The following is a 13,983-nucleotide window of genomic DNA, read 5'->3' as shown; positions in this document are numbered from 1 at the left end:
CAAAAATAAAGCCGCAGTGATTCTTATCACATGCGGCTTTATTTTTGTGGAAATGAGGCATCATGCTTCTATTCGTTCCCCCTTTTAGGAAAAGAGTAATCCTGTTAAAATAGTAATAGGAAGGGTGATATTATGACAAATGACAATCAAGAGAAAGTGGATCGCATTAAAGCTGAGTTAGAAAATGTAATGGATCCTGAATTAGGTGTGGATATAGTCAACCTTGGCCTCATATATGGTGTAGATTTAGATGAAGACAATAACGTAAAGGTGACGATGACATTAACATCTATGGGGTGTCCATTAGCAGGTACAATTGTATCTGATATTAGAAGAGCCTTAAGTGAATTACAGCAATTTGGTGAAATTGGTGAAGTGGATGTAGACATTGTTTGGAAACCAGTATGGAATAAAAGTATGATGTCACGATATGCTAAACTTGCACTAGGGGTCCACGAAAGTTAGGAATAGATAGAAAAACCTAGACAAGTTTAGATAACAGGTTTACTTAATGAGGTGCAAACAAGCCATTCGCAAGCAAAAACACATGTGATTTCTATTGAGTGAAATCACATGTGTTTTTTTGTTGTTATAATAAATTATACATAATGTTTAATATTAGGAGTGGTAGATATAAATAAAATCTTAGCCCTTTCAATATCCATTGGAGCAGTTGCAGCAATATTAAATTTTATTTTGGCTTACGTTATTGGAGTCCATCTATTACCAAGTAATTATTTAGGTGATAAGAACGATCTTGCGATTAGGTACCATCCATACGTATCTCTTTTCTTTGGTTTATTTTTCTCTATTTTATTTGTTAATTACCTTGCTAAAATAATTAAAATTGATTTTTTAAAGAAATTAATAATCACTTCAGTTTCTACAAGCTTGGTTTTTAGTTTCGTATCTTTATTTATTTTAAGATGGTACTTTGATTTTATAAATAGCTTACCATATTTTGGATTCCTTCCTTTGATACAACCTAAATACATGTACTCTTTTTTTGTCTGTGCACTAGTGGTACTCATTCCAATGATAGTTTATGGAAATTTAATTAATCAGGTGAAAAGGTAAAGAAAGATAGTAGATTTATATTAGAAAAAAATTAAATATAAAGTTTTTAAGGAGGAGTTCTTATATTCAACAGACGGAGAGAATACTTAAGTAAAGTACTCCCTCCTTTTTTAATCTAATTAAATAGAGATTTATGTTTCGGTTGAGAGAATCTTTGTTGAATAATGAAAAGTTAATCTGAAACAGGAGGGGATACTTTTGCGTAAAATAATTATTACTGTATTATTTGCATCTTACTAATAGATTAAAATTTCTTCTTAAACAAACGGGGGATCGATAGGGAAAAAATCTGTCGCTGCTCTTGTTGAACAAACGAACGTGTTTCTTGAAATGGGATTTCTGTCTTTGCCAGATTTTAAGGTACTATATTATTGGGGTGATACTATGTCGGTAAAAGGACTTAATCATTTTTTATTTTCAGTTTCTGATTTAGAAAGTTCTATTAAGTTTTATAAAAATGTATTTGATGCTAATTTGTTAGTAAAAGGCAGAAACACTGCGTACTTTGATTTAAATGGAATGTGGCTTGCTCTCAATGTAGAGACAGATATACCTCGTAATGAAATACACCACTCCTATACACACATAGCATTTACAATTGAAGAAAATAAGTTTGATGAAATGTATGAGAAACTAAGGAGATTGAATGTGAACATTTTATCAGGTCGTCCAAGAGATGAAAGAGATAAAAAGTCCATCTATTTTACAGACCCAGATGGTCATAAATTTGAATTTCATACAGGTACACTACAAGATAGATTGGATTACTATAAAAAAGAGAAAACACATATGGAATTTTTTGATTAAGAGAATAACCTTTTAAATAAACGATCGCTTTAGTTCAAGAGCCAGCAGGTCTTTCTTAAGATTCTTGGATCGAGGTCTTTCATGATATTTATTATAAAATTTTTATTCACCTTCAAGCCTAGTAGTTACATATATTAATAAGTGTGAAGGAGGGGAATCGATGGTAAATATAATTTGGGGAGTAGACTCTGCTTCAGCAGCTACGCAAGAGCTATATGAATGTGTTGAAGCAAACTTTGGACACCCTGACATATGGGGGAGGTATTTAAATACAATTCCAAATGTTAGTGATGGCTTGTCTTCACAAGAAATTTCTTTTTTAAAGGAAAAGGGAATTAAAATTTTACCAATTTATAACAACTTCCGAGAAGCTGTAGGAAGTCAAGCTGGAAGAGTCGCAGCACAAAACGCTATTTATCAATCACGGAGGTTAGGTATCCCAAGTGGTGTGTTTGTTTTTGCAAATGTGGAAAGGTTTTTTGAGGTAGATGCTAATTGGATTATTGCATGGGTAGAGAGAATTTATAATAGTGATTATCGACCTGGAATTTATCACGACCCAACGGAAGGTCCATTTAACGATGCATATTGTGAAGCGATTGAACGAAGTGAACTCGTGCGACATCAAACGGTACTATGGAGTGCCGAACCTGAGACTGGTACGACGTCGAAAGCTAATATACCTACTTATAGTCCTATTACACCTGACTGTGAAGGGAATGTGTGGGCATGGCAATATGGTCGTGATGCAGAGGAATGTCCAATTGATACAGTACTTTTGGAAAAAAAGTTATATGATCATTTGTATTAATAGGTGAAAGTGATCTCAACAATTTTTAACGTGTATAATAAATCATTACTAAAGTATGTATAAAGAAGCGCCTTTTGAAAGGCGCTTTTTTTAGTAATGAGAGGCTTAATGCTTCTGTTTAGTAAGCCCATGCTGCTCCAATAATAACGAGCAAAATAAACAGAACTAACACTAATGCAAATCCAGCTGCGTGACCTCCTGCATAGTGACTCATATCCTGTCCCCCCCTTTCTTGTTAGGGATAGTACAATTTATGTATGTTCGCTATTAGATGTGTAGGTGGTTTTAGGAAAAGTTATAAATTATTTTGAAAAAAGATTAAAGATAATATAAAAAGCGCCCGTATCTGGGCGCTTTAAAAGGAGGGAGGCTATTTGAGTCACTTTGGACACCTTGGAGTGCACCTAGGATTTAGTAACCATACCAACAACATGCGCCAATGATCACTAGTAAAACGAAAATAACCAAGACAAAGGCGAATGAATCGGTACGTGGCGATGGACAGTAACCACTCATATATCTCAACACTCCTTTCTATTGAGATAATATACAATATGTTTAAAAAGATAAGATGTAATAGAGAAGATGCGGAAGTTATTAAAAATAGGGACTTGTCTCATAGAGAAATATTATGAAAATATAGATATTTTACTAGACGATCGTTCATAGAAGTATTAAACATTATGGCCAATTGAAATTTATAGGTAACGAAGAAAACTAAAAAATGGAAAAATACAATTGATTGGTTAATAGGCATTCACACATTTAGACCATTAAACATAAAGTGTTTATTGAAACTGAACGTATGTAATCTTGTTTTTGTGTCAAGGGAATGAATGAAAAGGAGTGGAGTGAAATATGAAGTTATTAAAGAAAAGAGTTAACAGTGAAAAAACTGGAGATCGTGCAGAGGTAGTACAACAGCTTAAAAAAGCAAAAAAACAGGGAAAAGCTTTTATAACTGATAAAGGAGAAAGGCTTCTTAAGAAATGGTCTTAATTCATAATTAATAAGATCAATTAGAAAATATTACATGTATTATATAAGCTAAGATATTAAGTTCTCCTTTAATACAATAAGGAGGACTCTTATACATAAATGTATCAAGTATGAACGAATTTTTGTAGGGGTATAATGATATCCGAACGATGAATAATACGCATCTTCTTCAACACTTCAATACAACAGGAACAACTCTTTCATCCCCACAATAGTTGACAGTTTGTTGTAGAATTGGAGTATAGTAACTTACAGGATTGTTCTATTTAGTGAACACTTTGACCTGATTCATTTTTCATTTTTCTTATTTCAATCTCATTTAACACTAATGTAATAAATTCTTCAGAAAGTTGCAGTTCTTTTGCTTGATGATATACTTCAATCAGAGCCTTGTAACTTAACTTGTTCATGATTAATACCTCCTTCAAAAGTTTTTCGAAAGTAAATCCTAACAAAAGTCTATATTAATAATAAACCATTAGCCAGAAAAATTTGTAAAAAAATCACTATTTTTTTGTATTTTATGTGAAAATAGAAGGGGAAATTAACTATTTATAGTAAATGACTATAAGATACAACACGTGAGGTGTGACTTTAGTCTCATTCAAAAGGATGGAATTTAGTAATAATAATTAATTTTATTTCCAACATGGTATTATATAATTGCAGTTCGTTACTATTAATATTGATGGAAAAACAAAACCCAGAAAATAATATATGTATTTTTTAGGTTTCAAATGAATAGAATTGATACTCATTTGAAACCTTTTACCTTGTTTACTATGCTACCATCGGTGGACGATAACAGCACCAATAATAACTAGTAACACAAAAATAACTAGAACAAATGCGAAATTATCTGTTCTTGGTCTTTGATGATGAGTTGGGTAGTAGCTCATGCCAACACCCCCTTTTATATGAGAATAATACACTATATGTAACTTTATTTTTTTCGTATAGTTATGAATCTATTAAAAAGAAAAAATGATGGATTAACTGATAGATATATATACTCGTTTTTTTATTTTTTTAAATAGTCTAAGGCTCCAAACTAGCGGTGTATAAAAATCTAAACTATTTTTTGACAGATGAAAGAATCGACTATAGGGAAACAAACAGATATTTATTTAAGGAGATGAGACTATACTTATGCTTGGTTTAGAATGGACACAATTAGTAATCGTAGTGCTCTGCGCTATTTTTATTGGTGTATCAAAAACGGGATTACCAACATTAGGGATATTTGTTGTAGCTACAATGGCAACAATCTTTCCAGCAAGAGATTCAATCGGAATTGTCTTACCTATGCTAATTGCTGCAGATATTATAGCTGTTACATACTATCGTAGAAGTGTAGATTGGAAAACATTATTTAGATTAGTACCATGGGTTTTAGGTGGAATTTTCTGTGGTTTTATTCTCCTATATTTTGTTGAAGCAAGTAGACCAATAGAAATTATTTTGGGTGTTATGGTTATTACATTAATTGGCGTTCAAGTTTCTAGGGAACGATGGGGATCTAAATGGTTAGATGCATTACCACAATCAAAGTGGTTTATTGCAACTATGGGAACGTTAGCTGGGTTTACAACAATGATCGGTAATGCTGCAGGGCCAATTATGGCAATCTTTTTAATTGCTATTGCCTTACCAAAGAAAGAGTTTATTGGAACTGGGGCATGGTTTTTCCTTTCTGTAAATTTAATAAAAGTACCTATGTACATTGGCTTAGGTCTAATTACAGTTGACACGATAAGCTTTAATGCGATGCTTATTCCAGCTATACTAGTAGGTACCTATATTGGAATAAAATTTCTTCCTCTTATACCACAAAAACATTTTAATGTTATTATCCTTATATTAGCAACAATTGGAGGTATAAGACTATTAATTCCATAAAAAAGAAAAGCGTAATGCGCCCCAATTACACCTAAGTACAGCCTACGTCCTGTGGGCAACGGTTAAATCATCGACCTCCTGACTCCTAGACAACGTTTTGAAAAAAACTTATAAATTCTCTCTATATAAAAAGGTGTCCCAGCATGGGACACCTTTACCAACGTTGGAAAAAAAGTATAAAATATGAAACTTATAAAATAAAATAAAATAGTCTGTATACAAAGTAAAACCCTAATACAAAAACAGTGGCTACTTTAAAGTTCCCTTTTGCTACATAGAGATAGGAGATCATAAATATTGCAATATACATTAAAGTTATCCCACCTGTTCTAAACCAACTATGCAACGTGATGTTTAATAGATTTAGGGGAATACTGAGCAATAGCAAAACACAGGATAATGAAAGGGAAGCTCCTAGTTTTTCAAAGTAATAAACAATCTTTTGTTTATTTCCTTCTTTATTTCCATACCAATTAAAAAGGAAAATAACGGTAACAAGTGGGATGGTAAAGGAAATAGCATGCTTAATACTCTGAGAAAATCCCCATGCAAACCAAGCGGTGCCTGTGAAAAGAGTTACATTTTGAACAAAATAACTAAAAAAGATTAACATAAGAATTGCCACTACATTTATTAGTCCAAATAGCTCATACCCTTTAAATTCTTTACTTAAAATGTCTTCTGGTTTTTTAAACATTTGAAGTAAGAATTGAAAGTAATTTAATTTTTGTTCTTTACCTACCTCTTCCACTTGTTCTGTCTGTTCTTCCTTTAACTCAGATTGTTCCGACATTCTTATTCCTCCCTACTAAATAGTTGTAAAACAAGACATATTATATTCATCATATCGTTAGAGAAGTCTTTTTCCTATTACCCAAAAGTATAATAACTGATAATGTTTGAATAATAGGTTCCATGTTTTGTAAAATAGATAGTAATAATAATTAGGGCAAATAATTGAGAAGGTGCTATGATGAATACATATATTGTTGTAGGTGGTGGCATTTTAGGTGCTTCAACTGCTTATCATTTAACGAAGGAAGGGGCTGAGGTTACTTTAGTTGATCGTCATGATATTGGCCAGGCAACAGATGCGGCAGCGGGAATAGTTTGTCCATGGCTATCACAACGACGAAACAAAGCTTGGTATCACTTAGCGAAAAATGGGGCGAAGTATTACCCCTCTTTAATAGATGAATTAAAGGATGCTGGGGAAACAAATACAGGTTATGCTAAGGTTGGTTCTATTAGTATACATACAGATGACGACAAGCTAGCTAAAATGGAAGAAAGGGCAAATTTACGGAAGGTTGAAGCACCTGAAATAGGGGAGATTAACCGCTTGTCACCGAAAGAAGCAAAGTGTTTGTTTCCTCCATTAGCAGATGGATTTGGTGCTATACATATTAGTGGTGGAGCAAGAGTAAATGGACGAGCTCTACGTGATGCCCTCGTTCAGGCCTCTACAAATAATGGGGCAAAGCTAGTTAAAGGAAATGTAGCATTAGAACATACAAGTAATAAGGTAACTGGAGTTAAAGTTGGAGAACAGATCTTGTATGGGGATAAGGTAATTTTAGTAGCAGGAGCTTGGGCAGGAGAACTATTAAAACCTTTAAATTTACACTTCAATGTAAAACCACAAAAAGCACAAATTGTTCATCTAGAGCTTCAAAATAGAGAAACGATGGAATGGCCTGTTATTATGCCACCGAACAATCATTATATTGTCCCTTTTGAAGATGGACGAATTGTTATAGGAGCAACACATGAAGATGAAGTAGGATTTGATCCTCATGTGACTGCAGGAGGACTTTATGAAATTTTTGAAAAAGCTTTCGTGATAGCTCCAGGACTAAAGAGTTGTAAATTGCTTGAAACAAGAGTAGGCTTTCGTCCTATGACTCCAGGTTTTCTTCCAGTTATTGGTCCAGTTCCCCATTATGATGGTTTACTTATTGCAAATGGACTTGGAGCATCTGGCTTAACAGTCGGTCCATATTTAGGGATGGAACTAGCAAATTTAGCTTTACGTGGTAGGACAACATTATCCTTAAAGGATTACGACGTATTAGGAGCTTTTAATCAATTATATAGGAGCTTTTAATCAATTATAAAATCGTTCAGTGGAGGTTTGTGAAACATGACTAAGGTAATTTTATTTGATTTAGATGGGACATTACTACCTATGGATACAGATTCTTTTGTAAAAAATTATATAAAAGAATTAGCACCGAGAGTGGCACACATTATAGATCCAAATGATTTTGTTAAGGCACTTTGGGCTGGGACGGAAGCAATGCTACGTAATTTAGACCATGAAAAAACAAATGAAAAAGTATTCGAAGAAACATTCTTATCATTAGTAAATGTAAAAAAGGAAGATATTTGGCCTACATTAGATGATTTTTATGACAAGGTATTTCCTACTTTTTCCTATTTGTGTGAACCTACCCCTTTAGCAAGACAAGTAGTAGAGGAAGCGGTAAGACAAGGGTACCGAATAGCGGTTGCAACAAATCCAGTTTTTCCGAAGGCAGCTATTTATCATCGATTAACTTGGGCTGGCATTGATGACTTACCCTTTGAAATTGTAACTGTGTATGAAGAAAGTGTGTTTACAAAACCTCATAAACAATATTATCAATATATATGTGACCAATTACAAGTAACTCCACAAGAGTGCGTAATGGTTGGAAATGATAAACAAGAGGATATGGTTGCAGCAACAATAGGTATCAAAACGTTCCTTGTAGAAGGATGCGTAATTGATCGTGGTGAACCTACCTATCAAATAGACGAACAAGGGACATTAGAGCAATTAGTTGAGAAAATTAGAAAGAAGCAAGGAATATTCAATCAATAATGATTTAGTTTGGTTCAATAAGCAGGTTTCCTTATATAGGAAACCTGTTTTTTAGTTACTTGATAAGGTAGAATAGTAATTATATATTATTAGTTTTAATATTCAGAATATATACTGAGGGAGGTAGTATAAATGGCAGAACGGATAACTGCTGGTACAATTTCTGAAATAAAAAACAAAGGTGTTAAAGTCGTTAAAGGTGGAGGACATGGAATAGCTGTTTTATATGAGGATGGCAATGTATATGCCATTGATAACCGATGTCCTCATTTAGGGTTTCCGTTACATATGGGAAGCTCATGTGATGGAATATTAACTTGTCATTGGCATCACGCCCGATTTGATGTTAAAAGTGGAGGTACATTAGACCCTTGGGCAGATGATGTAGCCACATACCCAGTAGAAGTAATTGGTGATGAAGTTTTGGTAAGTACTATACCAGTAAATCGTCATACAGTAACAAAGCTTCGAAAACGTCTTCAAGAAGGATTGGAACAAAATATAAGCTTAGTTATTGCAAAAGCTGTTGTTGGTTTAGTTGAGGCAGGAGAATCACCTATTAGCATTAGTAAAATTGGTGTTGAATTTGGTACAAAACATAGAAGAAATGGTTGGCGTTCAGGATTAACAATCCTAACTGCTATGACAAACGTGCTTCCTTTTTTAGATAAAAACGGTAAGATACTAGCACTTTATCAGGGTATCGTTCATGTAAGTCGGGAAACAGCTGGTATGGGAACTCGTTTTTTACTTGGACCACTACCAACGTCAGAGAATCAACCATCTTTCGATCAGTTGTCTGAATGGTATCGCCATAATATAGAGGTCCGTGATGTTCAAGGTGCGGAAAGAGTTTTATTAACAGCTATTGAGATGGGAGCTAAAAAAGAGGAATTGTCAAACATGATGATGTGTGCAGTTACAGATCATTTTTACATGAATATCGGACATTCATTAGATTTTCATAATAAAGCCTTTGAAATACTGGAAAGCCTAGGAGAGAAAGAGGATCATGGTCTTAAAGAATATGTATTATCCTCCTTATTACCAGATTTCGCTAGCGCTTCTAGAAGTGAAGAATCACATAGTTGGCAGTCCCCAGTTAATTTAGTGAGACCATTATACAAAGCATTTGACAAGTTGCACAAGGATGCAAAGAATACGAGTACAACTGATCATGGTGTGAATGAAAAAAAATTAGTTGAACAATTGTTAAGTGATCGTCCATTAGAAACAATTGATGATATATCAAATGCCATGAAAAAAGGAATGTCTCCTGTTAGGTTAGCTCAGCTCGTGACTTTAGCAGCAGCAGAACGAGTAGCCCGTTTTCATGTGCAAAATGAATTTAGAGATTGGATAACTGTTCTTCATACGTTCACACATGCTCATGCTGTTCATAAAGGGTTACAGCGCTCCGTAACGCCTGAATTATGCAGAGCTATTTTTCACGGTGCCATGAGTATTTATTTAGATCGTTTTTTAAATACGCCTTCAGCCAGATTACCTAGAATAGGCCAATCGGAGGAGATACCTCCTAATGTAGAGGAACTCTTAGAGCTATTGAATCAACAGCAGCAAACAGATGAAGCGGCAAAATGGGTTGCTACGTTTTTAGAACGAAAAGGTGATAAAGGTGAGTTGTTTAATGGATTAGGTCATGCTTTATTGCGGGAGGATGCAGAGTTCCATTCCTTTCAAATGTTTGAAGGGGCACTGATGGAGCACGAAAAATGGTCATTAGAATCCTCTTCAATCTCAGTTTATGCCCAAGAAATAATGATTCTTTCCGTTACGCGATATTTAGCGGCACATGCACCTACCTCCAGGGAAATTCCTCATACTGCAAGAATTGCTATGCGACTTCATAGAGGAGAAAAATTGTTTGAAGATGAATAATAATGGATAGAGGAGAGGTGGAAATGATCTAGTCATTTCCACCTTTATAAGTGTGCTTATTATTAGTATTTGACTACTGCTGTACCAATAATTACTAAGAGGATGAACAATACAAGCACTAACGCAAAACCACTAGCGTAAGCCATTTTTTCAGCCTCCTTTTTCTTTGTCGTAGTGGGAAAATTTATTTCCCTTACTTCCACCATATGGTGAACCTATTTTATTGACACATTATTTGCCTATATTTAAGATTAATTCGTTTATATTAATTGCAAATTTATATTTAATTTTTTTCTACGGACAAAAGTAATGAGGAACGTTATAGGAACGTCCCTCATTTAAGATAGAATCTTATTTTTAGTAACCGTATCCGCTACCTAAAGCTACAGCTCCAATGATTACTAAGAGAACAAACACTACTAATACGAATGCAAATCCACCAAAATGAGATTGTGTATGTGACATCTCGTATCTGCCTCCTTAAGATTTTTGAAAGGGGGTAATTTTTATTTAGAAAATCACCCTCTCTAATTTTACTTTATGATTTATGGAATAAAGTGATTGTACGGCTGCCTAAAAAAAATAAAGAATTGGACACTAATTAAATCGATTATCTTTTTGTAAATGTTCTTTAGTTTACCTTCTTTATTACAATTTTGTGAACATTCAGTAACTAAGATTGTTCATAATTACAAAAATCTTTTTGACATGAGCTGATAAGTAAAGATAAAATACCTCACTTCTAACAAAAAACGTTAGATTAATATTTATTTTCATGTTAAAATTTATCGTTTTTAGTCAAAAAAAGTCTGAATTTTTTGATATAGAATTTTGATTTAATGTGTTACTATAAATTTCGTTATAGTGTTTCGTATTTTCAAAAAAAGCAAATTTAACAAATTTTAATAGAGAGAAGAGAGAATATGAGAAGAAAATGCCCAACTAATATTATTTATTTTTCTAACAAGAACTATTCAAAATATTTAAAATACAAAGGAGGCGTACTATGAAAAAAAAGCAATGTGTGGCGATGTTGTTAGCTGGTGGAAGAGGAACGAGATTGAAAGAATTGACAGATTATAATGCAAAACCTGCAGTTCCGTTTGGTGGCAAGTATCGGATTATTGATTTTACATTAAGTAATTGTAAAAATTCCGGTATTGAAACCGTTGGTGTATTAACCCAGTATCAACCTCATATATTGCATCAATACATTGGTCGAGGGGAGGCATGGAATTTAAATAATAAAAATGGTGGATTAACCATTCTACCTCCATATCAGTGTAAGAAATTAGACCATTGGTACAATGGTACAGCCCATGCTATTTATCAAAATATGCATTTTCTTGATCAATATAATCCTGAGCATGTACTTGTTATTTCAGGAGACCACATTTACAAAATGGATTATACGAAAATGCTAAAACAGCATATTGAATCAAATGGGGATGTTACTATTTCTGTGATGAAGGTTCCTTGGAATGAAGCTAATCGCTTTGGAATTATGAATGTAGATGAAGAATCAAATAGAATAGTAGAGTTTGAAGAAAAACCACAATTTCCTTCATCAAATTTAGCATCTATGGGAATATATATATTTAAATGGAATGTTCTAAAAGGATACTTAGAACGAGAAGAAAGAAATGAATTTTCAACAAAGGATTTTGGTAAAGACATTATACCAAAGGTACTTCATGATAATCGTTTACTTTATGCATATAATTTTAACGGATATTGGAAAGATGTAGGCACAATTGAAAGTTATTGGGAAGCCAATATGGATTTGTTAAAGAAAGAAACAAACATCTTTTTGACAAATAAAGATTGGGATATTAGTACAGTGGAACTCACAAGCCCACCTCAATATCTCGATAGTAATGCTGTAGTAAAGGAATCTTTAATTAGTGCTGGAAATGAAATATATGGTCATGTTAATCATTCTGTTTTATTTAATAATGTAACGATAGGAAAAGGTTCAACGATTAATAATAGCGTCATATTACCAAATGCTGTAATAGGAGAGAATGTAAGATTAGAAAATTCAATTGTTGGTGAAGGAATTAATGTTCCAAATAACTATGAAGTACCAAGACAACGAAATGGAATTATATTATTAGGAAAAACGATTGAGGAAAGTCAAAAAGTATATAGTGTCAATTCCTAAAGGAGTGACAATGACAACTCTTGAGAAAGGCAGTATGGAATAGCTCTGCTTTTAAATTTGTTATCAAACTTTAGCGCGGTTAACATTTTTCAGAAGTAAATAATTAGGAATAAAAAAAGAGCAGGTGTTAATAACCTGCTCTCGGCTTTTTTATAGTAAAGGTAAGGTTAGTTAACATTCCACTATCAAAAAACCAAGAGAACGGGCAGAGTAAACACAATTTTCTGGAATAATTAAATATTTTTCGTTTTCATTTTTGATGATTACATGACCCGGTACTTTATGTTCTCGTGCAACAACAACACTTTGAAAAACATTATCTCTAGCATGTAACTTTATTTTAACATCTTGATAATGCTCTCCCATCATTCTCCTCAACCCCCCTTCATAAAAAAATAGAGATTAAGCATGTATAATTTTGATTCTTAGTTTAAATATATAACAAAATCTAGAGAAGTAGTGTGTCTAAATATTGAAAAAATTATTATGCTGTTGATCATTAATTTTCACTTCCCTTAATAATTAACAAAATGTAAAAAATAATGTATTCGTCTAAAAACATGGTAATGTATATAGACTTTTCTATTAATCGTGATAGAATTTATATAAGGACAAAGAAAAAGGGGATTTTTCTATGAAGCTTTGGTTCAAAAAAATATCCGTTATCCTTATCACATTTATCACGTTAGGTATGTATATACCACCTACATATTTGGATGGAAATGCTAATCAAGAAAACGACCTTATCGCTTCTTCAAACTCAAAACCAACGAATGGCCTACTTTCTTCTCTGGAAGACGAAAGTATAGAAGAAATAGATTTTACCAATACCTATGATCAAGAAAGTAGTCATAATGATTCTATTGACGACTTTATAGATTATCTAACAGATCAAGCAAAGGATCAAACTTACTATAAGCTTGGCCCAAAAATCGTTAATCAAGTAGAGGATGACCTTGTAACCTCCGTTTTACCTAATATGGAAGAAGTAATTAGAAATCTTCTTGAAGAGGTTGGTAGAGAAGACTTACAGCATTTCGGTATTACAGAGCAACCTGCCCAAGGGTACGGTGAAAAGATCTTTAAAATTCTTGACCATAGGACAAATAAGGATGTTGTTCGATTTGATGTTAGAAGGGATAATCGTCCGAAAGACGGCTATTGGTTTAACTTTCACTATCACTTGAATGATGATAATTTTGAAGAACACCATGATTTAGGAGAGGTTTACTGGGATAAAAATACTCCTCCGAAATGGATGTCGTAAATACAATACGAAAGATAATTTATGGTAAACACCTAGGAAAAATAAATCCTAGGTGTTTTAGGCATAAACGAAGTCATTCTTTATTCTTGCTTTGAAACTTTTTTCAATATTTTACGTCTATCTTATATATGAATTCGATATAGAGATGAAGGTGCGGGATTATGAAAAAACGTAAAAATTTATTTATCATACTT

At 33.2% G+C, this 13,983-nt stretch carries 18 protein-coding genes; 10 read left to right on the top strand and 8 right to left on the bottom strand.

Features of this window, described 5'->3' with window-relative positions:
- Positions 1-132 precede the first annotated feature (132 nt).
- From QA612_RS16775 to QA612_RS16765, 3 genes are all read left to right on the top strand, one after another.
- Positions 133-465 (top strand): metal-sulfur cluster assembly factor, encoded by a 333-nt coding sequence (locus tag QA612_RS16775; protein WP_278284970.1) that lies wholly within the window; start codon positions 133-135, stop codon positions 463-465.
- Between the two features lie 996 nt (positions 466-1,461).
- On the top strand, positions 1,462-1,884 hold the full coding sequence (gene fosM / locus QA612_RS16770) for a FosM family fosfomycin resistance protein (protein WP_278284969.1): 423 nt from the start codon (positions 1,462-1,464) through the stop codon (positions 1,882-1,884).
- Positions 1,885-2,044: 160 nt separating this feature from the next.
- Positions 2,045-2,695, top strand: a complete 651-nt coding sequence (locus QA612_RS16765) for a glycoside hydrolase domain-containing protein (RefSeq protein ID WP_278284968.1) — start codon at positions 2,045-2,047, stop codon at positions 2,693-2,695.
- A 118-nt stretch (positions 2,696-2,813) separates the two neighbouring features.
- Here the strand turns inward: QA612_RS16765 and QA612_RS16760 are convergent, their stop codons facing one another.
- Both QA612_RS16760 and QA612_RS22520 read right to left on the bottom strand, forming a co-directional pair.
- On the bottom strand, positions 2,814-2,909 hold the full coding sequence (locus QA612_RS16760) for a YjcZ family sporulation protein (protein WP_278284967.1): 96 nt from the start codon (positions 2,907-2,909) through the stop codon (positions 2,814-2,816).
- Positions 2,910-3,106: 197 nt separating this feature from the next.
- Complete coding sequence (locus QA612_RS22520) at positions 3,107-3,211, bottom strand: YjcZ family sporulation protein (RefSeq protein WP_481804452.1); 105 nt, start codon at positions 3,209-3,211, stop codon at positions 3,107-3,109.
- Between the two features lie 342 nt (positions 3,212-3,553).
- Here QA612_RS22520 and QA612_RS16755 point away from each other — a divergent pair, with 342 nt between their 5' ends.
- Positions 3,554-3,694 (top strand): hypothetical protein, encoded by a 141-nt coding sequence (locus tag QA612_RS16755; RefSeq protein WP_278284966.1) that lies wholly within the window; start codon positions 3,554-3,556, stop codon positions 3,692-3,694.
- A gap of 266 nt (positions 3,695-3,960) precedes the next feature.
- Here the strand turns inward: QA612_RS16755 and sda are convergent, their stop codons facing one another.
- Both sda and QA612_RS16745 read right to left on the bottom strand, forming a co-directional pair.
- Positions 3,961-4,104 carry a sporulation histidine kinase inhibitor Sda gene (gene sda, locus QA612_RS16750; RefSeq protein WP_278284965.1) on the bottom strand — a complete coding sequence of 48 codons (144 nt, stop codon included), beginning with the start codon at positions 4,102-4,104 and terminating at the stop codon, positions 3,961-3,963.
- A 375-nt stretch (positions 4,105-4,479) separates the two neighbouring features.
- Positions 4,480-4,593: a sporulation protein YjcZ gene (locus QA612_RS16745; RefSeq protein WP_278284964.1), complete on the bottom strand. Its 114-nt coding sequence runs from the start codon at positions 4,591-4,593 to the stop codon at positions 4,480-4,482.
- Positions 4,594-4,843: 250 nt separating this feature from the next.
- Between QA612_RS16745 and QA612_RS16740 the strand changes: the two genes are divergently transcribed.
- Positions 4,844-5,593, top strand: coding sequence for a sulfite exporter TauE/SafE family protein (locus tag QA612_RS16740; RefSeq protein ID WP_278284963.1), 750 nt, complete (start codon positions 4,844-4,846; stop codon positions 5,591-5,593).
- Between the two features lie 190 nt (positions 5,594-5,783).
- Here QA612_RS16740 and QA612_RS16735 read toward each other — a convergent pair whose 3' ends face one another.
- Complete coding sequence (locus QA612_RS16735) at positions 5,784-6,386, bottom strand: hypothetical protein (protein ID WP_278284962.1); 603 nt, start codon at positions 6,384-6,386, stop codon at positions 5,784-5,786.
- Positions 6,387-6,566: 180 nt separating this feature from the next.
- Here QA612_RS16735 and QA612_RS16730 point away from each other — a divergent pair, with 180 nt between their 5' ends.
- The 3 genes from QA612_RS16730 (at position 6,567) to QA612_RS16720 (ending at position 10,358) form a co-directional block, all read left to right on the top strand.
- Positions 6,567-7,700, top strand: a complete 1,134-nt coding sequence (locus QA612_RS16730) for an NAD(P)/FAD-dependent oxidoreductase (protein ID WP_278284961.1) — start codon at positions 6,567-6,569, stop codon at positions 7,698-7,700.
- Positions 7,701-7,736: 36 nt separating this feature from the next.
- Complete coding sequence (locus QA612_RS16725; protein WP_278284960.1) at positions 7,737-8,459, top strand: HAD family hydrolase; 723 nt, start codon at positions 7,737-7,739, stop codon at positions 8,457-8,459.
- 132 nt (positions 8,460-8,591) lie between these two features.
- Positions 8,592-10,358, top strand: coding sequence for a Rieske (2Fe-2S) protein (locus QA612_RS16720; RefSeq protein ID WP_278284959.1), 1,767 nt, complete (start codon positions 8,592-8,594; stop codon positions 10,356-10,358).
- Positions 10,359-10,420: 62 nt separating this feature from the next.
- On the opposite strand, the gene QA612_RS16715 is transcribed toward QA612_RS16720, so the two are convergent.
- Positions 10,421-10,564 carry a YjcZ family sporulation protein gene (locus QA612_RS16715; RefSeq protein WP_278284958.1) on the bottom strand — a complete coding sequence of 48 codons (144 nt, stop codon included), beginning with the start codon at positions 10,562-10,564 and terminating at the stop codon, positions 10,421-10,423.
- Between the two features lie 151 nt (positions 10,565-10,715).
- Positions 10,716-10,823, bottom strand: coding sequence for a sporulation protein YjcZ (gene yjcZ / locus QA612_RS16710; protein WP_278284957.1), 108 nt, complete (start codon positions 10,821-10,823; stop codon positions 10,716-10,718).
- Between the two features lie 541 nt (positions 10,824-11,364).
- On the opposite strand from yjcZ, the gene QA612_RS16705 reads away from it, so the two are divergent.
- Positions 11,365-12,522 carry a glucose-1-phosphate adenylyltransferase gene (locus QA612_RS16705; RefSeq protein WP_278284956.1) on the top strand — a complete coding sequence of 386 codons (1,158 nt, stop codon included), beginning with the start codon at positions 11,365-11,367 and terminating at the stop codon, positions 12,520-12,522.
- A gap of 171 nt (positions 12,523-12,693) precedes the next feature.
- Here the strand turns inward: QA612_RS16705 and QA612_RS16700 are convergent, their stop codons facing one another.
- Positions 12,694-12,891 carry a hypothetical protein gene (locus QA612_RS16700; protein ID WP_278284955.1) on the bottom strand — a complete coding sequence of 66 codons (198 nt, stop codon included), beginning with the start codon at positions 12,889-12,891 and terminating at the stop codon, positions 12,694-12,696.
- A 265-nt stretch (positions 12,892-13,156) separates the two neighbouring features.
- Here QA612_RS16700 and QA612_RS16695 point away from each other — a divergent pair, with 265 nt between their 5' ends.
- Positions 13,157-13,789 carry a YpjP family protein gene (locus QA612_RS16695; protein WP_278284954.1) on the top strand — a complete coding sequence of 211 codons (633 nt, stop codon included), beginning with the start codon at positions 13,157-13,159 and terminating at the stop codon, positions 13,787-13,789.
- The last annotated feature ends 194 nt before the right edge of the window (positions 13,790-13,983 follow it).

The sequence above is a fragment of the Evansella sp. AB-P1 genome (assembly GCF_029688925.1).
Lineage (GTDB): Bacteria > Bacillota > Bacilli > Bacillales > Salisediminibacteriaceae > Evansella.
The sequence above is the reverse complement of the archived record's forward strand: the minus strand, read 5'-3'. Positions and strand labels throughout refer to the sequence as shown.

Excerpts from the sequence above, each read along its gene's own strand:
- QA612_RS16775 (WP_278284970.1), top strand. The coding sequence starts at position 133 with ATGACAAATGACAATCAAGAGAAAGTGGATCGCATTAAAGCTGAGTTA.
- fosM (WP_278284969.1), top strand. The coding sequence starts at position 1,462 with ATGTCGGTAAAAGGACTTAATCATTTTTTATTTTCAGTTTCTGATTTA.
- QA612_RS16765 (WP_278284968.1), top strand. The coding sequence starts at position 2,045 with ATGGTAAATATAATTTGGGGAGTAGACTCTGCTTCAGCAGCTACGCAA.
- QA612_RS16760 (WP_278284967.1), bottom strand. The coding sequence starts at position 2,909 with ATGAGTCACTATGCAGGAGGTCACGCAGCTGGATTTGCATTAGTGTTA.
- QA612_RS22520 (WP_481804452.1), bottom strand. The coding sequence starts at position 3,211 with ATGAGTGGTTACTGTCCATCGCCACGTACCGATTCATTCGCCTTTGTC.
- QA612_RS16755 (WP_278284966.1), top strand. The coding sequence starts at position 3,554 with ATGAAGTTATTAAAGAAAAGAGTTAACAGTGAAAAAACTGGAGATCGT.
- sda (WP_278284965.1), bottom strand. The coding sequence starts at position 4,104 with ATGAACAAGTTAAGTTACAAGGCTCTGATTGAAGTATATCATCAAGCA.
- QA612_RS16745 (WP_278284964.1), bottom strand. The coding sequence starts at position 4,593 with ATGAGCTACTACCCAACTCATCATCAAAGACCAAGAACAGATAATTTC.
- QA612_RS16740 (WP_278284963.1), top strand. The coding sequence starts at position 4,844 with ATGCTTGGTTTAGAATGGACACAATTAGTAATCGTAGTGCTCTGCGCT.
- QA612_RS16735 (WP_278284962.1), bottom strand. The coding sequence starts at position 6,386 with ATGTCGGAACAATCTGAGTTAAAGGAAGAACAGACAGAACAAGTGGAA.
- QA612_RS16730 (WP_278284961.1), top strand. The coding sequence starts at position 6,567 with ATGAATACATATATTGTTGTAGGTGGTGGCATTTTAGGTGCTTCAACT.
- QA612_RS16725 (WP_278284960.1), top strand. The coding sequence starts at position 7,737 with ATGACTAAGGTAATTTTATTTGATTTAGATGGGACATTACTACCTATG.
- QA612_RS16720 (WP_278284959.1), top strand. The coding sequence starts at position 8,592 with ATGGCAGAACGGATAACTGCTGGTACAATTTCTGAAATAAAAAACAAA.
- QA612_RS16715 (WP_278284958.1), bottom strand. The coding sequence starts at position 10,564 with ATGGTGGAAGTAAGGGAAATAAATTTTCCCACTACGACAAAGAAAAAG.
- yjcZ (WP_278284957.1), bottom strand. The coding sequence starts at position 10,823 with ATGTCACATACACAATCTCATTTTGGTGGATTTGCATTCGTATTAGTA.
- QA612_RS16705 (WP_278284956.1), top strand. The coding sequence starts at position 11,365 with ATGAAAAAAAAGCAATGTGTGGCGATGTTGTTAGCTGGTGGAAGAGGA.
- QA612_RS16700 (WP_278284955.1), bottom strand. The coding sequence starts at position 12,891 with ATGATGGGAGAGCATTATCAAGATGTTAAAATAAAGTTACATGCTAGA.
- QA612_RS16695 (WP_278284954.1), top strand. The coding sequence starts at position 13,157 with ATGAAGCTTTGGTTCAAAAAAATATCCGTTATCCTTATCACATTTATC.